The organism is Neorhizobium sp. 05N33 (genome assembly GCF_056397445.1).
Genome location: NZ_JBFTNK010000003.1, coordinates 194205 through 215685, shown reverse-complemented (window position 1 = coordinate 215685; position 21481 = coordinate 194205). Strand labels below are relative to the sequence as shown.

The window sequence follows — 21481 nt, the reverse complement described above, 5'->3', positions numbered from 1 at the left end:
TGCCGGCGGTGGAAGCTGGTATCAGGCTGCGGCGAGGGTCAGTTCCTTCTTGACGATCTGGCGCAGCGACGCGAGGTCCTTGGCGAAGGCGCGAATGCCTTCCGACAGCTTTTCGGTCGCCATCGCGTCCTCGTTCAGCATCCAGCGGAAGGACTTCTCGTCGAGCGACTGCAACGGCTCCGCGTTGAACGTTTCCGGCACGAGCTTGCGCTCCAGCTTGCCGGTGTCCTTGTCGAGCTCATCGAGCAGAGCCGGGCTGATCGTCAGGCGGTCGCAGCCGGCCAGCGCTTCGATTTCGCCCGCGTTGCGGAAGGAGGCGCCCATGACGATCGTCTTGATGCCGTTCGCCTTGTAGTAATTGTAGATGGCGCGCACGGAGACGACGCCCGGATCGGTCTCGGCCGTATAATCCTGGCCGGTCGACTTCTTGTACCAGTCGAGAATGCGGCCGACGAAGGGCGAGATCAGGAACACCTTGGCTTCGGCGCAGGCGATTGCCTGGGCCTGGCTGAAGAGAAGCGTCAGGTTGCAGTCGATGCCTTCCTTCTGCAGCACTTCGGCGGCGCGGATGCCTTCCCACGTGGAGGCGAGCTTGATCAGGATGCGGTCACGCTCGATGCCGCGCTCCTTGTAGGCGGCGATGATATGGCGAGCCTTGGCAATCGACGCTTCCGTGTCGAAGGACAGGTCGGCATCGACTTCGGTCGAAACGCGGCCCGGCACCAGCTCGGACAGGGCGGCACCGACAGTGATCGCCAGACGGTCGGCGACGGCGGACACGACGGCGTCCGGATTGCCCGACTGTTTGCGGCCCCAGGCAATCGCTTCCTTGACTTTGTCGGCGAAGATGGGCGTGCCGAGCGCCTTGAGTACGATGGTCGGGTTGGTGGTGCAATCCACGGGCTTCAAACGGGCGACCGCCTCGATGTCGCCGGTATCGGCAACGACCGTGGTCATGGAACGAAGCTGCTCTAGTTTAGACGTCATCCGAATATTCCTCGATATATGGAGAACTAAACGCCTGTTGCGCGATTTGGCTCCTCCAGCGCGTTGGCAAGAATTATCCCCTGCCGGCGGTCAAAAAGTCAAGACATTTGTTCTTCGGAATTGACATATGTGTCAGTTGGAACAAATATCATGGGGCTTGTCCATCATTGTCCCGGGAGGCCCGTTGGCTAGGCTCAGACACGAGACCCATACCGCCTATTCCGAAGCCGCCTCCATGCGGCTGCGGGCGGCATGGCTTTATTATAACCAGGGATTGACGCAAAAAGATGTCGCCGAACGGCTGGGCTTGAGCCGCTCGACGGTGATCCGCCTGCTCGACGAGGCGATGAAGCGCTCCGAGGTCCAGATCTGGATCAGCGAAGGCATCGACACCTGCGTCGAACTGGCGATCCGGCTGGAAAAGGCCTACGGGCTGGACGAGGCCGTGGTCGTGCCCGCCCCGCGCGACAGCAGCGCCGCGGCGCTCGCCAGTTCGGTCGGCCTGGCGCTCGGGCAATTCCTTTCCGAAGTGGTGCAGGACGACATGACCATCGGCGTCGGCTGGGGCCGCACGATGACCGCCTCGCTCGGCAGCTTTCGCCCGCCGCGGCGGGAGAACTGCAAGGTCGTCTCGCTGCTCGGCGGCATCGTCGCCGTCCACCAGACCAATCCGATCGACTACACCTGGCGTTTCGCCGGCCAGCTGGGCGCCGAATGCTACATGTTCCTGGCGCCGCTTCTGGTCGACTCGGTCAAGACTAAGCGGGCACTGATCGAGCAATGCGGGCTCAACACGATCTACGATCTCGCCGAAAATCTCGACCTGGCGGTGGTGAGCTGCGGCGATATCGGGCCACATTCGACCTCGCTGTCGGAAGGCTTCATCTCCAAGGCCGAGCTTGATCGGCTGATCGCGGCGGGCTGCGTCTGCGACACGATGTTCAACTTTCTCGATGAAGAAGGCCGCTCGGTGGATCACAAGCTGAACGAGCGGGTGATGTCCGTGGATCTGGATACGCTGAGACAGGCCAAACACATCGTGCTCTCCTCCGGCGGCGCGCACCGCGCGGTGGCGATCCGCGCGACGATCCGCAGGGTCGGGTGCAATACGCTGATTACGGATGAGACGGCGGCGAAGGAGTTGTTAAGGTTGAACGAACCTTCCTAGGGAGCACAAGGGTTGGCCTGACACAGGCTGCGCTTCAACAGACGGATTATCAAGCAGCGGTCAGAAACTCCACTCCGAGGGAATTGATCCGCCGCCAGCGGACTTCGCATTCGAAACGTCGACCATCTGACAGGGCGAGACCGAAGCTTTCCGGCACGGACAACGCGTTCTCGATCTTGATCAATGCACCGCCGGCTGAGATTTCCTTGACGATGCAGTCGAAGGCCGAATGATCGCCATTAAAGACGATCTTGGCGCCTAGAAAGCTTTTCGATCTCTGGTATCTGCGCTCATGCACCTGACCGCGTCCTTCGACGATTATATTTCAGGCATCACTTATATGCCCCAATGGGCAATCCCGCAATCCTCAGAGGCCGCCCATGACTTTTGCAGGCGACTTGGTATCTGCCGCTTGCGGCCCGGCAATGGAACCTGAATGCTGAGCTCAAGCGTTCGGCCCCTCACGCATTCCCCGCTTCCCAGCCCAGGATCGCCCGCTTGCGCGTCAGCCCCCAGTGATACCCCGTCAGCGCCCCGCTCTTGCCGAGCGCCCGATGGCAGGGAACCACGAACGAAATCGGGTTCGCTCCAACAGCCGCACCTACCGCGCGGCTGGCGGTCGGCTGGCCGATATCGTTGGCGACGTCGGAATAGGTGACGGCCTTGCCGAACGGGATTTTCAACAGGCTCTGCCAGACGCGCACCTGGAAATCGGTGCCGATCAGCACGACCTTCAGCGGCTGATCGCAGGACCAGTTCGCACGGTCGAAGACGCGGCCGACATAGGGTGCTGTCATCTCCTGGTCGGGAACATATTCGGCATTCGGCCAGCGGCGCATCATGTCGTCGAGCGCCGCCTGCTCATGGCCGAGATCGGCAAAGGCGAGACCCGAAAGTCCCCGGTCGGTCGCCATGACCAGTGCCTGGCCGAAGGGCGACGAATGGAAGCCGTAGCGGATCGTCAGGCCGCCGCCGCGCGCTTTCCATTCGCCGGGCGACATCGCCTCATGAGTGACGAACAGATCATGCAATCGTCCCGGACCTGAAAGCCCGAGTTCGTAGGAGGCTTCGAGCAGCGGCAGTTCCTCCTTGCCGAGCAGGCGCTTGGCATGGTTGAGGGTGACGGCCTGGAGGAAGGCCTTCGGCGAAAGCCCGGCCCAGCGGGTGAACACTTTCTGCAGCTGCGTCGGCGACTGGCCGAGCTCCGAGGCGATCGCGTCGAGCGACGGCTGATCGCGATAGTCGAGCGTGATCATCTCGATGACGCGCCGGACGGTTTCGTAATCGGAGCCCTCGGGCGTCACGTCGATGGGCGGCGAATCGATCTGGGCGAGAGCATTCATGGCTTGTCTCCTTTACAGCGCCGCACGCCGATGAAGCCGAAGCTGTGGGCGCGCAAACAATCGCTGGGCAACTGATATGCCCTCCAAATGCGCCTTCGGCTTCGCCGAAACCACCCGTTTCTTGCCCGATCGCCGGTTTTCTCGCCGCTCAGATCCGTTGTTTGACCGTGGCGAGCGCACCCTTGAAGGCTTTGGCGAAACTTTCCCGGTCATCCGGATTGAGAAAAGAGCCGATATCGGTGCCGCGCCCCTCGCCCGTCACAGACATGGAGGTGATGCCGAACTCCTCGTGGCGGCGGACGTTGAAGCGCGCCCAGAACGGATTGAAGCGATGCTCCACCACACGTCCCGCCGGCGAGAATTTCCGGATCGACAGGTTACTGCGCGAGATGGTCACTTCCTCGCGCGCGCGGCCCGAGCGGTAGCTCATCTTCAGCGCGATGTAGAGGCCGAGGAAATCGAGCCCGAAGAAGAAGCCGATCGGATAGGCGCCGGTGATCAGGAAAAAGCCGCCATAGAGAAGGCAGATGCCGCCCGTCAGCACCAGCACGACCCGAAAGCCAGTTCTGCCGAGCGAACGGTAGGGCGTCAGTTCGGCTGCGAAAACAGGCTGATCCTCGGAAACGTCCACGTTGATTTCCCTCCTGCGGGATGCCTATACAGGCATATGGCGACTCCAAAGATCAGATCCAAAACCAGCACTTCGCAAAAGTCAAATCACGCGCCCGAGCGCAGGGCCGCACCCAAAGCGGCGACCAAACCCAAGCGCTTCAAATCCGCCTATTCGAAAGCGGAGATGGAGGAAATCTTTCGGCGCTTTTCGGTGCAGCGGCCGGAGCCGAAGGGTGAGCTGGAGCACGTAAATCCGTTCACACTGGTGGTGGCGGTGGCACTGTCCGCCCAGGCGACCGATGCCGGCGTCAACAAGGCGACGCGGGCGCTGTTCAAGGTCGCCGATACGCCCGAAAAGATGCTGGCGCTCGGCGAAGAAGGGGTCACCCAATATATCAAGACGATCGGGCTCTATCGCAACAAGGCGAAGAACGTCATCGCGCTCTGTCGCATGCTGATCGACGAGTTCTGTTCCGAAGTGCCGAGGACGCGCGAAGAACTGATCCGCTTGCCGGGCGTCGGCCGCAAGACGGCCAACGTGGTGATGTCGATGGCCTTCGGCGTGCCGACGCTGGCGGTCGACACGCATGTCTTCCGCATCGCCAACCGGCTCTTGATGGCGCCGGGTAAGACGCCGGATGAGGTGGAGGAAAACCTGTTGAAGGTGATCCCCGACCAGTATCTTTTCCACGCCCATCACTGGCTGATCCTGCATGGGCGCTATTGCTGCAAGGCGCGAAAACCGGAATGCGAGCGCTGCGTCATCGCCGATCTCTGCCGCTCTCCGGAAAAGACCGTCGACGTGCCGGCGCCGCTTGTGGAACTGCCGCAGCAGCTAATCGGCGAGGCCGTCGAGTAGAGCCGCAATCGCCGCCTCGTAGTCCGCGCGATTGCCGCCGCAATCGATGGCGATCGCCGCCCGCTCAAAGGCCGCCGAGACCAGCACAGTCAGCGGATCGAGAAGCGGCAGCGCTTTGGAGCCGGCAAGCAGATGGGAAAGCCCCGCCTTGAGGCTGGACTCGGCCGGGTCCCCACCCTTCCCGGGACCGCTCGCCATCTGGGCCGGCGCCTCCCGTAGCAATAACCGCGTTCGCCCTGGCACAGTCATCGCATCGAAATAGGCGGAAGCACCCTGCAGGAGGGCTTCCCGGGCCGAGGAAGCTTCGGCTGAACGCGCCTCGATGTCCGCCGCGACGTCATTCGCCTCGCGCTCTATCACCGCCCAGAACAAAGCCCGTTTGTCAGTGAAGTGATGGTAGAGAGCGCCGCGCGTGACCTTGGCCGCCGCGACGATCTCAGGGGTAGCGGTTTCCGCATAGCCCTTCTCGACGAAGAGCGCCCGAGCCCCATCCAGCAAGGCCGTCCGCGTCCCATCGGTGCGTTCGCGATTGCTGCGTCCCATTTCTCCATCCCCAATTTACATACAGACAGAATGTATCTATAAAACATACAGACTGAATGTATCAAGAAAACCGAAGAACCGAAAGCCATGAGAGCGACCAGCTACTACCCCGTCATCATGACCGGCGACATCGCCGGAACGGCATCCTTCTACACCGAGCACTTCGGCTTCGAACCGCTGTTTTCCGCTGACTGGTACGTGCATCTCCAATCGAAGGAGAGCGAGCACGTGAAGCTCGCGATTCTCGACGGCAGCCACGAGACGATCCCGGAAGCCGGACGCGGACACGTGTCCGGACTGTTGCTGAACTTCGAGGTGGAGGATGTCGACGCGGTCTATGAGCGCCTGAAGGCGGCCGGGCTGCCGATCCGCCGCGACATCCGGGACGAGGACTTCGGCCAGCGGCATTTCATCACCGCCGATCCGAACGGCGTACTGATCGACATCATCACGCCGATCCCGCCGAGCGCCGAATTCGCCGCCCTCTACAGCGTTTCCGCCCTGCCCGGCTAAAGCTTGAACGCGGAATCGCGCTTCGAGACTGCCTTGTGAAGATGCACCATCAGGCCGGCGGCAAACAGCGGCGTCAGCAGGTTGACGATCGGGATTGCCAGGAAACAGGCGATCAAAAGGCCTGCCATGAACACGGTGGATGAATGTTTCGAGCGGAAGGCGCGTGCTTCCGCAGGCGTTCTGAACCGCATCGCCGCGAATTCGAAAAATTCCCGACCGAGCAGGTAGCCGTTCACCATGAAGAAGGCGATCAGGTTGATGCCGGGAATGAACAGCAGGAAAAGGGCGACGATATTGCCGACGATGACGACGCCCAGAAACTGGATCGAGCCGATGATCGCCTGGGCGAGCGGCATCGCTTTGCCGGGTGCATCGTTTGGATAGTCGCGCTTCTCGACCACTTCGGCGACGTCGTCGAGGAACAGCCCGGCGATCAGCGCCGTGATCGGCGCGATCAGCAGAGCGAGCGCCAGCGCCAGCCCGATGCTGGCAGCGATCGCCGCAAACAGGGTGAGCCAACTCGCCCAATCCGGCAGATCGGGGAAGAAGGCAGCAAACCACGGCCAGGCATAAAGGATGAAGACTTCGCGCAGGCCGAACCAGAGACCGACCAGCACGAGGGCGGTGAGCCCCAGCGTCTTCCAAAACACCGCTCGGGTCTCGGGTGCGAAAAGGTTCGTGAGCGAAAGTCTCGCGGCGTCGAAAATCATCGGCGTCTCCAGGTTGGCGGGAGACATGTAGGTTTGCGGGGGCGGGGGAGCAAGGAGGGGCGGTATCCCTACCAAACAACGTCAATGTTCGTGCAGTTGCTACGATGTGAAATGCGTCACGTAAACAGCCAGATGCTGACACGCCCCATACAAAGCACACGCTTGTAAAATTGCAGAAAACATACATTCTCTCAAAAGTTGCTTATGCTCAAAAACAGCGAGAAGGATAACCTGTGTTTGGAATACAGATTTCGCAAATTTTGACCTTCACCGTAATTGGCTCCTTCGTCACCATATTCGGCAATCTCATAGCTCTCTATCTGAAAGACGTATTGGCAGTACGCTCATTCGAGCGTTGGAAAGCCCACCAAACCCTAATTCTTGTCTATCGCCGCTATCAGCTTCCAATTTTCCTCGCGGCCGAAGAGCTTTCCGGCCGTTTTTACGGATTATCCCGGCCAAATTGCACTATAGAGAGATTTGGGATCGATCTTTTACATAAAGAGATTAGTAGAGACTCCCATGCACTTGCCGGGAATCACTATTATCAATATCGGTTCGTTAGTAACGTATATCGTCTGTGCAGTTTTTTGGGATGGATCGAGTTGTACCGGCGTGATATCGGAACTCTCGATGTCGAAGCGCTCGATCGAAATCATCTTCTCGAATCATCCTTACGCAATGTCCGAAGTGCCATCGCAGATGGATGGGTCAATCAACATCCAGACATTCACAAATGGCGCGATTGTTTGATTTTTAGAGAGGAGCTGCGGGCCATCGGCTGCCGCATGGCAGACGGTCAAAAGGAACTTTGTCTAATAGATTTTGGTGCATTTTTCGAAATTCTTCAAAAGAGGCCCGTTGGCTCCGATAGCGCTCGCTGGTTTCATCAAGCAGCGCTTTTTTTTGACAACTTAGACCGGGACGGAGATTTTAGAATTATTCGCATGCGGATGCTCGTAATATTTCTTACCGACCTGATGGAGGTGCTACAGCCCAAGCGCCTTGCCCGTTCTCATATCAAAACCGCGCTTGATTGGTTCGACGAACTCGACCAGATCACAGGCGGAAAGGCTTGGTATTCGAAGGACGTAGACATGAAGGCAGTGGAAAAGCGCCTGAAAAAGGCCTTGAAAGGATAATATTCTCTCTCTGATTACGTCGCGCCGTAACATCTAATCCCCGCAAAGGGCATTTAAGCACTCCAGCCTACCCCATCCCCCGCAACTCATCCCGATGCCGGACCATCGCCAGGAACCGCCGGTAATCCAGCCCGTACTGCTCTGCCCGCGCCGGGTCCGGCAGCCGCTCCGTCCCGCCTGCATCCATGGCCTGCCCCGCTTCGAACAACGAACCAAACACCCCGCCGGCAACGGCGGCGGCCATCGCCGTGCCGAGCAGCACCGCGTCGCGGTTTTCCGGGATCACCACCTTACGGCCGGTAACGTCGGCGTAGAGCTCGACCAGCAGCAGGTTGTTGACGTGGCCGCCGGTGACGTGGAGGGTTTCGAAGCGGTAGCCGTAGCCCGATAGCGCATCGAGAATGTGCCTTATGCCGAGCGCGATCGAGACGCAGGTGCGCCAGTAGAGCCGGCAGAGGCCGTCGAAGGAGGTGTCAAGCGTCAGCCCGCTGATGACACCGGTCGCGTGCGGGTCGGCGAGCGGCGAGCGGTTGCCGTGGAAATCCGGCAGGACGTGGAGGTTCGGAGCGATATCGCCCTCGGTCTCGCTGCGCAGCTCGCCGACGCGGGCGATGATGCGGCCGTGCAGCTCCGCCGTCGGTTCACCGCCGGCCGCATGCATCAGCACGATATGGTCGAGCAACGCGCCCGCCGCCGATTGCCCGCCTTCTACCAACCAATGGCCGGGCAATATCGCCTCGTAATAGGGACCCCAGAGGCTGCGGCCGGGCTTGGAATCTTTCGTGAAGGCGACGATGCAGCTCGACGTGCCGCCGATCAGCGCCACGCTGGTTTCGAGCTTCAAGCCTTCGGACGCGCCGCCGCAAACCCCGCCGAGAACGCCAAATGCGCCGGCATAGGCGTCGATCATGCCGGGCGCTACCTGCACCTGGCTATCAAGACCAAGCTCTTCGGCTGCCTGGCGGCTGAGGCTTCCCAGACTTGTCCCGACGCCGACGGTCTCATCCGGCAAACCGCCCTTTGCGAGCAGGTCTTCGAGGCCGGCAAGCGCCAGGTAATCGGCGCTCCAGCCGGGGTTTTCGTGGGCGAGATAATTCCACTTGGCCGTCAGCGTGCAGCGGGAACGGGCGGGCGAGCCGGTCGCCTTCCAGGTGAGGAAATCGGCGAGATCGAAGAAATAACCCGCCTTCGCCCAGCTTTGCGGCAGATGCCGTTTCACCCACATCAGCTTCGGCATTTCCATCTCCGGCGACAGCGAGCCGCCGGAAAATTCGAGCACCTTGTGGCCGGTGGCGGAAAGCTGGTCGGCTTGTTTGATCGCCCGATGGTCGAGCCAGACGATGGTGTCCTGATTGACCTTGCCGGTCGTGGAAACCGTGAGCGGCCTGCCCTCACGGTCGCGGGCGACGAGCGAACAGGTGGCGTCGAAGCCGATCGCGGCGATACGGTCGGCAGCGATGCCGGCCTCCGCCATCGCTTCCCTGACGGCGCGGCAGGTGGCCGCCCAGATATCCTCGGAATCGTGCTCGGCGTGGTTTTGCTTGGGACGGAACATCGCGATCGGGTACTTGGCCTTGGCAAGCAGGCGCCCGTGGCGATCAAAGACGCCGGCGCGGGCGCTGCCCGTGCCGATATCGACCGCAACGAGGTGATCACGCATCCGGATTCGTTTCCTGTCCCTTGTCGCCTGGCAGTTCCAAGGACCGCACTAAAGCGCGGTCGAAGAAACGGAGCCGTTGCGACCCTCCAAATGTTTTTGGACAAGGTGGATCAAATCCGGCATCGCGTCAAACACGACTTCCGGGGAAAGCACATCGATCCTCTCCCGGTAGCCGGGAACGCTCGCATGCGAACCGCCGACGAAGGCGAAGACTGACATGCCGGCGCTGTGACCCGCCTGGATGCCGGCGGGGCTGTCCTCGATGACGATGCAGTTCTTGGGATCGGCCCCCATTTCGCTCGCCGCATGCAGGAAGAGATCCGGCGCCGGCTTGCCGCGCTTGACCATGGCGGCGGAAAAGATGTTCGGCTCCAGCTTGTCGATCAGGCCGGTCAGCGTCAGCGACAGGCGGATGCGCTCCGGTTGGCTGGACGAGGCGACGCAACGGCGGAAATTCAAGGCATCCAGCGCTTCGGTTATACCAGGCATCGGCTGCAGTTCAGCGCGGAAGCGGGCGTAGAGATCGCGGCGCATGTCTTCGAGAAACGTATCGTCCGCCTCGACGCCGAATTCCTCGCGCATCGTCTTGGTGACGGTGCCGAGGCTGCGGCCGAGGAAGCGGCGATAGGCCTCCGCCGCATCCATCTCGACGCCCTTGCGGCGCAGCGCATCGACCAGCACGCGCACGGAGACGGGTTCGCTGTCGACAAGGACCCCGTCGCAATCGAAGATCACCAGTGGTCCCGCCGCCTGTTGCACGTCCATTCCCCGCTATTTGACCAGCTTGCCGCCGAGATAGAGCTCCAGCGTCTTTGCCGTCCCTTGCTCCCAGAGCGTCTTCAGCGCATGCGCAAAGCGGGTGCGGAACAGCTCGGATTTCGCAACGTCGCCGAAGATATCGCCAAGCGCAAGGAAGGCGTCCGGGTTATCCTTGGCTTTCAGCGCGGCGGCGTTCAGGCGGTCGGCGCTGGTGTCGTTGAAGACGATTTCCTTGCCGCTGTCGGACGTGCCTGCGAAATAGCGGCACCACAGTGCCGAAACCAGCGACAGGCCGATGATGTCCTGTCCCTTGGCGAGCCGGTCGGCGGTGGACGGCAGGATGAATTTCGGCTGCCGGTTGGAACCGTCCTGCGCCAGCCTGGGGATGGTATCGCCGATCTTCGGGTTGGAAAACCGCCGCTCGATCAGCTTGTAATAGTCGATGAGGTTGGTATTCGGCACCGGCGGGATGACCGGAATGATCTCGTCCTTCTCCAATTTTTCGAGGAAGCCGCGGATCAGCTTGTGCTCCATCGCCTCGTGCACGAAATGGATGTCGAGAAGAGCGGCCGGATAGGCGATCGCCGCATGGCCGCCGTTGAGGATGCGCAGCTTCATCAGCTCATAGGGCGCCACGTCGGGTACGAACTGGACGCCGACCTCTTCCAGCCGAGGCCGGCCGGCGGGGAACTTGTCTTCCATCACCCACTGCTTGAATTCTTCGCAGAACACCGGCCAGTTGTCGTCGATGCCGAAATCGTTTTTGAGGATATCGATCTCGCGGCTACCCGTCGCCGGCGTGATGCGGTCGACCATCGAGCTCGGGAACGCGACGTTCTCGTGGATCCAGTGGGCGAAGTCCGGGTCGGAAAGCTTGGCGAGCCCGATGACGGCGTTCTCCGTCACTTCGCCGTTTCCGGGAATGTTGTCGCAGGACATGATGGTGAATGGGGCAATCCCCCGCGCCTTGCGCTCCTTGAGGCCGGCGAGGATCAGGCCGAAGACGGTCTTCGGGCTCGAAGGGTTCCGACCGTCCTCGGCAATCGCCGGGTGGGCGGGGTTGAACCGGCCGGAAGCGTCGATGAAATAGCCGCCTTCGGTGATCGTCATCGAAACGATACGGATTTTCGGGTCTGCCAGTGTCTCGATCACGGTCGCGACATCGCCAGGAGCGATGATGTCGATCATCGGCGCGGTCACGCGGGCGGCGGTCCTGTTGTTGTCCTGCTCGACGACGGTGGTCAGAAAATCCTGGGCCTTCAGCTTGTCACGCATGGCGCCGTCCGATGGCATCACGCCGGCACCGACGATCGCCCAGTCATGCGCCTTGCCAGTATTGAACAGGTCGTCGAGATAGATTGCCTGGTGGGCGCGATGGAAATTGCCGACGCCGAAATGCAAGATGCCGGCAGTCAGGCTCTTCGGATCATAGGCCGGCACGGCGGCGGTGGCCGCAGCGTCACTCAAGCTCGCCAGCGAAAGCTTCACAGTCATTGTCTTTACTCCGATATGGCCCGTTAGGCCTTCAGGGCGAGGCCCTTGTCGTCGAACCGATGGAGCTTGGCCTCATCGGGCGTCATGTAGACCGTGTCACCGTGATAGGCGCCGAACTCCCCGTCGCAGCGTGCGGTGATCTGGCCGATGCCCTCGACATCGAGATGCAGGAACGTGTCGGCGCCGAGATGTTCGGCGACCTTCACGGTACCGCGCCAGATGCCGTTGTCCTTGGAAAGGTTCAAGTGTTCCGGCCGGATGCCGGCGGTCTTGGCATTCTTCGACTGCGCATAGGCGCCATCGACGAAATTCATGTGCGGCGAACCGATGAAGCCGGCAACGAACAGGTTGCGCGGGCTCTTGTAGAGTTCGAGCGGCGAGCCGACCTGCTCGATATTGCCGCGGTTCAGCACCACGATCTTGTCGGCCATCGTCATCGCTTCGACCTGGTCGTGGGTGACGTAGACCATCGTCGTCTTGAGTTGATGGTGCAGGTCGCTGATCTCCAGACGCATCGTGCCGCGCAATGCGGCGTCGAGGTTGGAAAGCGGCTCGTCGAACAGGAAGGCCGAAGGTTCGCGCACGATCGCCCGGCCGATCGCGACGCGCTGGCGCTGGCCGCCGGAGAGCTGCGAGGGGCGACGTTCCAGATAGTCGGTGAGGTTCAGCACCCGAGCCGCATCCGTCACCTTCTTGTCGATCGCGGATTTCTCCATCTTCGCCATCTTCAGCGGAAAGGCGATGTTGTTGCGCACGCTCATATGCGGATAGAGCGCGTAGGACTGGAACACCATGGCAAGGCCGCGCTCGGCGGGGGCTGCCTGGGTGACGTCCTTGCCGTCGATCAGGATTTGGCCGCCGGACACATCTTCCAGGCCGGCGATCAGGCGCAGCAGGGTGGATTTGCCGCAACCCGAGGGGCCGACGAAGACGACGAATTCGCCGTCAGTGATTTCGAGGTCGATCGACGGAATGACCTTGGCCTCGCCGAACACTTTCGACACTTTTTGGAGCGTGATGCTGCCCATGTCCGTTTTCCTTACTTAACCGCGCCAAACGTGAGGCCGCGAACGAGTTGTTTCTGTGAGAACCATCCGAGGATGAGGATCGGCGCGATCGCCATGGTCGAGGCGGCCGAGAGCTTTGCCCAGAACAGGCCTTGCGGGCTGGAGAACGAGGCGATGAAGGCCGTCAGCGGTGCCGCATTGGTGGTCGACAGCCGGATCGTCCAGAACGACTCGTTCCAGGCGAGGATGATGTTGAGGAGCAGAGTCGAGGCAATGCCCGGCACCGCCATCGGCGTCAGCACGTAGGCGATCTCCTGCCAGAGCCCCGCTCCGTCCATCCGCGACGCTTCCAGGATCTCGCCGGGGATTTCGCGGAAGTAGGTATAAAGCATCCACACCACGATCGGCAGGTTGATCAGCGTCAGCATCACGGTCAGGCCGATGCGGCTGTCGAGCAGGCCGAAATCACGGAACAGAAGATAGATCGGCACCAGGACTGCGACCGCCGGCATCATCTTGGTGGACAGCATCCACATCAGGATGTCCTTGGTCCGCTTGGTCGGCGAGAACGCCATGGCCCAGGCGGACGGGATCGCGATGATCAGCGCCAGGATAGTGGAGCCGACCGACAGGATCACCGAATTCATGAACGGCTTCAGGTAATCGCGCTGGGTCTGGACGGTAATGTAGTTCTCGAACGTGCCGGAGGGCCACAGGCTGAAACCCGCAATCGCTTCCGGCTCGGTTTTGATGCTGGTGATCAGCGTATAGAGGATCGGGAAGAAGATGATCAGCGCGACGATCCAGGCGGCGGCGGTGGCGGTGATCTTGTGTCTTGTCGTAACGTTGCGTGCCATGATCTTTCTCCTACCGGTCCAGGTTCTTGCCGACGGCGCGCATCAGGAAGAAGGCGACGATATTGGCGAGCACGACTGCGATAATGCCGCCTGCCGAGGCGCCGCCCACGTCATACCCGAGGAGCGCCGTGCGGTAGATCAGGAAGGCGAGGTTGGTGGAGGCGTAACCGGGGCCGCCATTGGTGGTGACCAGGATTTCCGCATAGACGCCGAGCAGGAAGATCGTCTGGATGAGGATGACGACCGTAATCGACCGCGCGAGATGCGGCACCACCAGGTAGATAAAGCGGTTGAGGAAGTTGGCGCCATCCATCTCCGCCGCTTCCTTCTGCTCCCCGTCGAGTGACTGCAGCGCGGTCAGCAGGATGAGTGTTGCGAACGGCAGCCATTGCCAGGCGACGATGACGACGATCGAAAACAGCGGATATTGCGCGAACCAGTCGACCGGGCGAAGGCCGAAGAACCTCGATATATCGGCAAATACGCCGTAGCTCGGGTTCATGATCATGTTCTTCCACACCAGCGCCGCAACCGGCGGCATGACGAAGAAAGGCGAGATGATCAGGATGCGGACGATGCCCTGCCCGAAGATGGGCTGGTCGAGAAGCAGCGCGATGGCGATGCCGCCGATGACGGTGATCAAGAGCACGCCGCCGACGATGACCAGCGTGTTCCAGATCGACTGGAAGAAGGCGGGGTCGGTATAGAAGAACTGGTAGTTGAACAGACCCGTGAAACTGACATTGGACGGATCGAGCAGATTGTAGTTCTGGAACGAGAACCACAGCGTCATCGCCAGTGGCACGATCATCCAGATGAGAAGAAGCAGAACGGAGGGCGCCATCATCAGGCGCGCCAACGTCTTGGTATTTTGCGTTGCCATATCAGACGCCCTCCCATGGAACGTAGTCGTTCCAGTTATCCCGCGCCTTTTTCTTTTGGGGAAGGAGACGGACGCAGGATGCAGCTTTTTGTTGTTATCTGGTTGTTACCGGATTGCCTCGCCTGATCACCGGCCCATCTCAAATCTTCAAGGCGGATGATCCAGGCCAAGATCCGGCTGTCCGGCGCAGGATGCCGGACAGCCGTGGCTCTGGAGCTTACTTCGGATAACCGGCGCGCTTCATTTCGCGCGTCGTAGCCGTCTGGGCCTGGGCAAGCGCATCGGCGACCGTGGACTGGCCGGCGACGACTGCCGAGAACAACTGGCCGACATTCGTGCCGATCGCCTGGAATTCAGGGATCGCCACGAACTGGCCGCCGGTATAGGGCACCGGCTTGACGGTCGGCTTGGTGATGTCGGCAGCGTTCATCGCGGCAAGTGTCGGAACCGCGAAGGCAGCAGCCTTCTTGTAGTCTTCGTTGTTGTAGAGCGAGGTGCGGGTGCCCGGAGGAACGTTGGCCCAGCCTTCCTTGGAGGCGACGAGCTGGGTGTATTCCTTGCTGGTTGCCCAGGAGATGAACTTCTGCGCCGAGTCAGCCTTTTTCGAGGAGTTCGGGACCGCGAGGTTCCACGACCACAGCCAGTTGCCATGGTTCTTCATCTCGCCCTTCACCGGGAAGAGCGCGTAACCCACCTTGTCGGCAACCTTGGAATCCTTCGGGTTGGAGACGAAGGAGGCGGCCACCGTGGCATCCATCCACATGCCGCATTTGCCCTGCTGGAACAGCGTCAGGTTTTCGTTGAAGCCGTTCGAGGAAGCACCGGACGGGCCGGCATCCTTCATCAGGTCCACATAGAACTGCAGCGCAGCCTTCCATTCCGGCTGGTCAAACTGCGGGTTCCACTTTTCATCGAACCAGCGGCCGCCAAAGGAATTGGTGAGCGCCGTGATGAAGGCCATGTTCTCGCCCCAGCCGGCCTTGCCGCGCAGGCAGATACCGTTCACGTCGGTCTTGCGGTCGGTGATCTTGCGAGCCGCATCGCCGATGAATTCCCAGGTCGGGTTTTCCGGCATCTTGAGGCCGGCCTTCTCGAACAGGTCCTTGCGATACATGATCATCGCCGACTCGCCGTAGAACGGCGCCGCATAGAGCTTGCCGTTGACGGTCAGACCGCCCTTGATCGCCGGCAGGATGTCGTTGGCGTCATATTTGTCGCCGAGTTTGTTCAGCTCGAGCAGCCAGCCCTGTTTGGCCCAGATCGGAACTTCGTAATTGCCGATCGTCAGGATGTCGTACTGGCCGCCCTTGGTGGCGATGTCGGTGGTGACACGCTCACGCAGCACGTTTTCTTCAAGCGTGACCCAGTTGATCTGGATATCCGGGTTCGCCTTGGTGAACTCGGAAGTCAGGCCCTGCATGCGGACCATGTCGCCGTTGTTGACCGTCGCGATGGTGAGGGTTTCAGCCGAAGCCGCGGTGGAGAAAAGGCCGGCAAGCGCCAGCGCCGAGCAGGCGCCCAGCAAAATCGTCTTCAATGTCATATCTTCCTCCCAGAAGATGAGTAACGAGCATTCGCTTTGCTCATGGGCAATTACTCGTTAAACGGCGTAAAAAGTCAATCGCCATTCGTCGCTGCAGCGCAGCAGACATAGGTCATGTCGTTGATCTGGTTACGGATAATTTTTGCTCAACGACCGAGCAATTGCTCCGCAGTCGCTTCATCGGTGATCACACCGTTGATGATATTGCCCTTGAGCGCGGCGGAAATCGCTTGAAACTTCTTGCGCCCCAGCGCCAGTCCGATGACGGAGGAGGTCTCCCGCGAGGGGATCGGCACACTGGCGACGCGGTCATTGATGGAGTTGGCGAGAAGCTTGCCCTGGTTGTCATAGACCCAGCCGCAGATCTCGCCGGCAGCACCTTCTCGGACGAGTTTTTGCATTTCCTCCTTGCCGAGGAAGCCGTCGACGCAGAGCGGGCCGTCCGGTCCGAGTTCGCCGATGCCGACGAAGGTAACGTCCGCCTGCGCGCCGAGTTCGAGCGTCGAGCGCACCAGCGCCTGGTCGTGCAGGGTTTCGCGCTCTTCGGCCGAGGAACAGAGAACCGGCAGCGGCATAGGAAAATGCCGCGCCTTGATCGCGTCCGCCATCGAGAAGATGACGTTATAGAAGGCGGCCGATCCGTCCGGCCCGATATTGCCGGTCAGCGACACGATCCGGTGCTGCGGACATTCCATCGGCGGCAGCTGGTCAACGGCGGCCTTCAGCGTGCGGCCCGTGCCGACCGCGATGACGATCGGGTCCGGGCGCTTCAGCCAGCGCTCGATCTCGGCGGCGCCGGCTTCGGCGATCCCGACGGTGCTGGAACTCCCTGCCGGATCGCTCGGCACCACTTCGACATGTTTGAGATCGTATTTCTTGCGCAACGCCTCGGCGAGTTCCAGGCAGGCGGCGATCGGGTGGTCGAGGCGCACCTTGATCAGCCGTTCAGCAACCGCAAGCGACACCAGCCGCTGTGCCGACTGCCGCGAAATGCTCATGGCCGCGGCGATCTCGTCCTGGGTCCGCCCCGCGACGTAATAGAGCCAGCCGGCCCGCGCCGCATCGTCGAGCCGCCCTTGCGTGTCAGACCGTTTTGCCATGGCAGAAATTCTCCTCCACCTGTTGCTGCCATGGTTTCGGATGGTCTGTCAAACGGGTGGAAGAACGGGGCGGAGCGATGCAGCCTTTACGGTATAACCCGAGGGGACCCTTGTGACCGCCACCCCCTCACGTCATGCGTAGCGCATCGTCTATCACCTGCCCCATGAGATCGTATCGAGCGCGGTGAGCCTCCTTCGACGCCTCCAGCCATCCCACCACATCGATCTTCGTCAGGTCAAGCGAATGGCCTGCCTGCTCCGAAAGCTGTTTCAGATATTGCAGCTGGGTGCGGCCGTTCCCCTCGCGAAAAGGATGGACGTAGTTCACATCACCGATGATCCGGGCTACCTCCGCCGCGAACACCGATCGCTCCAGATTTTGCAGAAAATCGGACATCGCGATGCGGCGGTGAACATCTGCCATTCCGGTTTCGATATATTGCCGGAACTGGAATTGGCTTTCGCTTTTGGAAAGCTCGACGGTGCGAACCTGTCCCGCCCATTCAAATATATCCTGGAAGAGATGGCGGTGGATTGCCTTCAGATGCTTGAGATCAAAGTCGCCTTGCGGGATACCTTCGCGGGCTCGCATGGTCGCGATTTCGCGCTCGTAATAGTCGAGCTTGTCGGCGTCGGTTAGGCCGAGCTTGTTTCGGAGAACACCAGTTCCTGGATAGACGTAAGGATCGTCGCTCATTCCGCCGCTTGCTGTGCGGCGGCAGCACGGGCTCGCTCAAGAATATAAGCCCTCTGGCGTTCCGGCGACCACCCCTCGCGGTCAAACATTTCGAACATCGCGATCTGCTCCGCGTCGAGGGGATTCCCTTCGATCGCCTGGAGATGCGCCGCCTCAAGGGTGCGCTGCCGGATCGTGTCCTTATCGCTCATGAACGAACGTATCCTCGTGCCAGGGATTGGCAAATCGCCCGGATTGCAGGCATCTCGGAAGATACCAGAAATCCGGGCAACCGGCAAATTCAGCGATCAATCGCAGCGTGGAAACCCTTACGCCACCTGCACCACATGCCCCGCACTCACCTCCCGATATTCCCGCTTTGGCGGCACGTAGTTGACCGGGCGGATCGGGCTCTTGATCTCGTCGGTCGACATATTGCGCTTGATCCGCCGGCGGGACGGGTCCGGAATCGGCACGGCGGACATCAGCTTCCTCGTATAAGGATGCTGCGGGTTTTCGAACACTGCCGCCCGAGGGCCGATCTCGACGATCTCGCCGAGATACATCACAGCGACCCGATGGCTGACACGCTCGACGACGGCCATGTCGTGGCTGATGAACAGGAAGGCGAGGTTGAGGCTCTGCTGCAGGTCGAGGAGCAGGTTGCAGACTTGGGCCTTGATCGACACGTCGAGCGCCGAGACCGCTTCGTCGGCGACGATGATCTTCGGGTCGAGCATCAAGGCGCGGGCGATCGCGATGCGCTGGCGCTGGCCGCCGGAAAACTCGTGCGGGAAACGCTTCATCATGTCGGCGGAAAGGCCGACCTTCTCCATCAGGCTCGCCGCCTTGTCGCGGGCCTGTTGCTTGGTGCCGAGGCTGTGCTCGACATAGGGCTCCATGACAGCCGAACCGACGCTCATGCGCGGGTTCAATGAGGCGAACGGGTCCTGGAAAACCATCTGGATCGACCGGCGCATCTGGCGCAGCGTCGGCTGGTCGAGTTTCATCACCTCATAACCATCGAGAGTGACCTCGCCGCTGGTCGGCGTGATCAGACGGGTGACCGATCGGCCGGTGGTCGACTTGCCGCAGCCCGATTCGCCGACGAGCGACAGGGTCTCGCCCGGGAACAGATCGAAGGAGACCTTTTCGACCGCATGGACCGCGCCGGACTTGCGGCCGAACAGGCCGGAATGGATGTCGAACCGGGTGGTCAGGTCCTTGACGTCGAGGATCGGCGTCTTGCCCTTGCCTACCGTGTCGGTGACGTCGGCAAGCAGCATCTGTTCGCCTGTCTTGATATCGACGATCGGGAAGCGCAGCGGCAGCTTGCGCTCGCCCATCGAGCCTAGACGCGGCACGGCGGACAGCAGCGCGCGGGTATAAGGATGCTGGCCGCGGTGGAAGATGTCACTGGTCTCGCCCGTCTCCACCGCATCGCCGCGATACATGACGATGGTGCGGTCGGCGACTTCGGCCACCACGCCCATGTCATGGGTAATGAAGAGGACCGACATGCCCTCCTCTTCCTGCAGCACCTTGATGAGGTCGAGGATCTGGCCCTGGATGGTGACGTCGAGCGCGGTGGTCGGTTCGTCGGCGATCAGCAACTTAGGTCTCGCCGCCAGTGCCATGGCGATCATGACGCGCTGGCGCATGCCGCCGGAAAACTGGTGCGGATATTCGTCGAAACGCGACGAGGCGTTGGGGATGCGCACCTTTTCGAGCAGGCGGATGACTTCCTTCTTCGCATCGGCATTGCTGATGTCGGTATGAACCGTCAGCGCCTCGGCGATCTGCTTGCCAATTGGAAAAATTGGGTTGAGCGAGGTCATCGGCTCCTGGAAAATCATCGAGATGTCTTTGCCGCGCACGCGGCGCATCTGCTCCTCCTGCAGCGACAGCAATTCGCGGCCGTTGAGGAAGACCTGGCCTTCGATCCTGCTCGAATTCTTCGGCAGCAGCCGCATGATGGACAGCGAAGTGACGCTCTTGCCCGAGCCCGATTCGCCGACGATCGCCACCGTCTCGCGCGGCGCCACGTCGAACGAGATGTTGCGCACCACCGTGCGCCATTCGTCGTTCACCCGGAACGAGGTGGAAAGATTGCGGACAGACAGGACCGGGGTCACCGAACCACCGCCCTGTTCCATGGAAGTGCCGGAAAGCAGCATGGAAATCTCCTTCGGATCAGGCGGCGAGCGCGGTTTCGGCGAGCGTGATCCAGTAGCTGACGCCAAAAGGAATAGCCTCGTCGTTGAAGTCATAAGCAGCATTGTGGAGGTTGGCGGTATCGCCGTTGCCGATGAAGATGAAGGCGCCGGGGCGCTTCTCCAGCATGTAGGAAAAATCCTCCGCGCCCATATGCGGCGCCATGCCGGTCAGCACCGACTTGGGACCGGCAACCTTGGCCGCGATCTCGATGGCAAAATCCGTCTCGTTGTCGTGGTTGAAGGTGACGGGATAACCGCGGCGATACATGACATCAGCCGTCGCGCCATGGGCGATCGCGGTTGATTGAGCCACTTCGCTCAGGCGCTTCTCGGCAAAATCGCGAGTTTCCGGCAGCAGCGTGCGCACCGTCCCGGTCATCTTGACATAGGCGGGAATAACGTTGCTCGCCTCGCCGCCGTGGATCGAGGCGACGGTGACGACCAGCGACTTCAGGGGGTCGGTCTCTCGCGAGACGATCGACTGCAGCGCCAGCACGATATGTGAGGACACCAGGATCGGATCGATCGAATTGTGCGGCTGCGCGGCGTGGCTGCCGCGGCCGTGGACGGTGATTTCGAACGTGTCGGCCGCCGCCATGATGCCGCCCTTGCGGGTGGAGAAACTGCCGACCGGAAGCCGCGGCTCGTTATGCATGCCGTAGACTTCCTTGATGCCGAACTTCTCCATCATGCCGTCGTTGATCATCGCCAGTGCGCCCGCGCCGCCCTCCTCCGCCGGCTGGAAGATCAGCGCGACCGAACCTTTGAAATTGCGAGTCTCGGCAAGGTATTGCGCAGCACCCAGCAGCATGGCGGTGTGGCCGTCATGGCCGCAGGAATGCGCCTTGCCGGGCGTCTTGGAAGCCCAGGGCTTGCCGGAGGTCTCGAGGATCGGCAGCGCATCCATGTCGGCGCGGAAACCGATGACCGGACCATCGCCCTGGCTGCCCTTGATGATTGCGACGACACCGGTCCTGCCGATGCCGGTCTCGACGATGTCGCAGCCGAAGGCCCGCAGCTTTTCCGCGACGAATCTCGAGGTCTCGTGGACGTCGTAGAGCAGCTCAGGATTCTCGTGCAGATGGCGCCGCCATTCAGCGACCTGATCCTGCATTTCGGCGACGCGATTGATGACCGGCATAGTGATAACCCCGTTGTTTTTTTCATATTTCCACTCTGCCAAGGGTGGATGTCGGGCGGATATTGCGACGCGAAGACACGATTTTGCAAGCTTCAATTTTCCGGCTTGAACGGAAAATAGGCCTATGCTTAGATGGCTCAAAATTTGATCATGCTCGCCAAAAGCGGCAGGATGTAACTTGTTCTTAAGGTAGTTTCGGAGGAGGAACCGACAGGAAATACGCTGCGAAGTCAATAAGTTGAGGAAGGCGACTTCGCAGTCCCGAGGC

The 21481-nt window shown here is 60.9% G+C and carries 22 protein-coding genes; 4 read left to right on the top strand and 18 right to left on the bottom strand.

Annotated features, from left to right (window positions below; all coding sequences use genetic code 11):
- Positions 1 to 21: 21 nt before the first annotated feature.
- Positions 22 to 987: a transaldolase gene (tal, locus tag AC1DLT_RS09805; RefSeq protein ID WP_038545433.1), complete on the bottom strand. Its 966-nt coding sequence runs from the start codon at positions 985 to 987 to the stop codon at positions 22 to 24.
- Positions 988 to 1222: 235 nt separating this feature from the next.
- Here tal and AC1DLT_RS09800 point away from each other — a divergent pair, with 235 nt between their 5' ends.
- Complete coding sequence (locus AC1DLT_RS09800; RefSeq protein ID WP_437179059.1) at positions 1223 to 2155, top strand: sugar-binding transcriptional regulator; 933 nt, start codon at positions 1223 to 1225, stop codon at positions 2153 to 2155.
- Between the two features lie 49 nt (positions 2156 to 2204).
- On the opposite strand, the gene AC1DLT_RS09795 is transcribed toward AC1DLT_RS09800, so the two are convergent.
- The 3 genes from AC1DLT_RS09795 to AC1DLT_RS09785 form a co-directional block, all read right to left on the bottom strand.
- The gene (locus tag AC1DLT_RS09795; RefSeq protein WP_038545439.1) at positions 2205 to 2453 is read right to left on the bottom strand and encodes a PilZ domain-containing protein; all 249 of its coding nucleotides are present in this window, start codon (positions 2451 to 2453) and stop codon (positions 2205 to 2207) included.
- Positions 2454 to 2616: 163 nt separating this feature from the next.
- Positions 2617 to 3498 (bottom strand): methylated-DNA--[protein]-cysteine S-methyltransferase, encoded by an 882-nt coding sequence (locus tag AC1DLT_RS09790; RefSeq protein ID WP_477486625.1) that lies wholly within the window; start codon positions 3496 to 3498, stop codon positions 2617 to 2619.
- Between the two features lie 148 nt (positions 3499 to 3646).
- Positions 3647 to 4129 carry a DUF2244 domain-containing protein gene (locus AC1DLT_RS09785; protein ID WP_477486624.1) on the bottom strand — a complete coding sequence of 161 codons (483 nt, stop codon included), beginning with the start codon at positions 4127 to 4129 and terminating at the stop codon, positions 3647 to 3649.
- Positions 4130 to 4165: 36 nt separating this feature from the next.
- Between AC1DLT_RS09785 and nth the strand changes: the two genes are divergently transcribed.
- On the top strand, positions 4166 to 4969 hold the full coding sequence (gene nth, locus AC1DLT_RS09780) for an endonuclease III (protein WP_477486623.1): 804 nt from the start codon (positions 4166 to 4168) through the stop codon (positions 4967 to 4969).
- Here nth and AC1DLT_RS09775 read toward each other — a convergent pair.
- Positions 4946 to 5512 carry a TetR/AcrR family transcriptional regulator gene (locus AC1DLT_RS09775; protein ID WP_477486622.1) on the bottom strand — a complete coding sequence of 189 codons (567 nt, stop codon included), beginning with the start codon at positions 5510 to 5512 and terminating at the stop codon, positions 4946 to 4948. The two genes, nth and AC1DLT_RS09775, sit on opposite strands and share 24 nt — an antisense overlap.
- Before the next feature lie 87 nt (positions 5513 to 5599).
- Between AC1DLT_RS09775 and AC1DLT_RS09770 the strand changes: the two genes are divergently transcribed.
- Positions 5600 to 6025 (top strand): VOC family protein, encoded by a 426-nt coding sequence (locus AC1DLT_RS09770; protein WP_477486621.1) that lies wholly within the window; start codon positions 5600 to 5602, stop codon positions 6023 to 6025.
- Here the strand turns inward: AC1DLT_RS09770 and AC1DLT_RS09765 are convergent.
- On the bottom strand, positions 6022 to 6735 hold the full coding sequence (locus AC1DLT_RS09765) for a sulfate transporter family protein (protein WP_477486620.1): 714 nt from the start codon (positions 6733 to 6735) through the stop codon (positions 6022 to 6024). The genes AC1DLT_RS09770 and AC1DLT_RS09765 overlap by 4 nt on opposite strands.
- Positions 6736 to 6968: 233 nt before the next feature.
- On the opposite strand from AC1DLT_RS09765, the gene AC1DLT_RS09760 reads away from it, so the two are divergent.
- Positions 6969 to 7877, top strand: coding sequence for a hypothetical protein (locus tag AC1DLT_RS09760; RefSeq protein ID WP_477486619.1), 909 nt, complete (start codon positions 6969 to 6971; stop codon positions 7875 to 7877).
- A gap of 67 nt (positions 7878 to 7944) precedes the next feature.
- Here AC1DLT_RS09760 and AC1DLT_RS09755 read toward each other — a convergent pair whose 3' ends face one another.
- The 12 genes from AC1DLT_RS09755 to AC1DLT_RS09700 all read right to left on the bottom strand — a co-directional run bounded on the left by AC1DLT_RS09755 (position 7945) and on the right by AC1DLT_RS09700 (position 21213).
- Positions 7945 to 9537 carry an FGGY-family carbohydrate kinase gene (locus AC1DLT_RS09755; protein ID WP_477486618.1) on the bottom strand — a complete coding sequence of 531 codons (1593 nt, stop codon included), beginning with the start codon at positions 9535 to 9537 and terminating at the stop codon, positions 7945 to 7947.
- A 48-nt stretch (positions 9538 to 9585) separates the two neighbouring features.
- On the bottom strand, positions 9586 to 10302 hold the full coding sequence (locus AC1DLT_RS09750) for an HAD family hydrolase (RefSeq protein WP_477486617.1): 717 nt from the start codon (positions 10300 to 10302) through the stop codon (positions 9586 to 9588).
- A 6-nt stretch (positions 10303 to 10308) separates the two neighbouring features.
- The gene (locus AC1DLT_RS09745; RefSeq protein ID WP_477486616.1) at positions 10309 to 11790 is read right to left on the bottom strand and encodes a mannitol dehydrogenase family protein; all 1482 of its coding nucleotides are present in this window, start codon (positions 11788 to 11790) and stop codon (positions 10309 to 10311) included.
- Between the two features lie 23 nt (positions 11791 to 11813).
- A complete protein-coding gene (locus AC1DLT_RS09740; protein ID WP_477486615.1) occupies positions 11814 to 12818 on the bottom strand; it encodes an ABC transporter ATP-binding protein in 1005 nt (334 codons plus the stop codon).
- Between the two features lie 11 nt (positions 12819 to 12829).
- The gene (locus AC1DLT_RS09735; protein WP_477486614.1) at positions 12830 to 13654 is read right to left on the bottom strand and encodes a carbohydrate ABC transporter permease; all 825 of its coding nucleotides are present in this window, start codon (positions 13652 to 13654) and stop codon (positions 12830 to 12832) included.
- A 10-nt stretch (positions 13655 to 13664) separates the two neighbouring features.
- The gene (locus tag AC1DLT_RS09730) at positions 13665 to 14537 is read right to left on the bottom strand and encodes a carbohydrate ABC transporter permease (protein WP_247031008.1); all 873 of its coding nucleotides are present in this window, start codon (positions 14535 to 14537) and stop codon (positions 13665 to 13667) included.
- A gap of 217 nt (positions 14538 to 14754) precedes the next feature.
- Positions 14755 to 16080: an ABC transporter substrate-binding protein gene (locus tag AC1DLT_RS09725; RefSeq protein WP_477486613.1), complete on the bottom strand. Its 1326-nt coding sequence runs from the start codon at positions 16078 to 16080 to the stop codon at positions 14755 to 14757.
- A gap of 146 nt (positions 16081 to 16226) precedes the next feature.
- Complete coding sequence (locus AC1DLT_RS09720) at positions 16227 to 17180, bottom strand: sugar-binding transcriptional regulator (protein ID WP_038545477.1); 954 nt, start codon at positions 17178 to 17180, stop codon at positions 16227 to 16229.
- Positions 17181 to 17307: 127 nt separating this feature from the next.
- Entirely contained in the window at positions 17308 to 17877 is a 570-nt protein-coding gene (locus tag AC1DLT_RS09715) for a Fic/DOC family protein (RefSeq protein ID WP_477486612.1), read from the bottom strand.
- Positions 17874 to 18068, bottom strand: a complete 195-nt coding sequence (locus AC1DLT_RS09710; RefSeq protein ID WP_477486611.1) for a hypothetical protein — start codon at positions 18066 to 18068, stop codon at positions 17874 to 17876. Before AC1DLT_RS09710 ends, AC1DLT_RS09715 begins: the two co-directional genes overlap by 4 nt.
- Before the next feature lie 117 nt (positions 18069 to 18185).
- Entirely contained in the window at positions 18186 to 20033 is a 1848-nt protein-coding gene (locus AC1DLT_RS09705; RefSeq protein WP_477483322.1) for an ABC transporter ATP-binding protein, read from the bottom strand.
- A gap of 16 nt (positions 20034 to 20049) precedes the next feature.
- On the bottom strand, positions 20050 to 21213 hold the full coding sequence (locus AC1DLT_RS09700; RefSeq protein WP_247137539.1) for a M20 aminoacylase family protein: 1164 nt from the start codon (positions 21211 to 21213) through the stop codon (positions 20050 to 20052).
- Positions 21214 to 21481 lie beyond the last annotated feature (268 nt).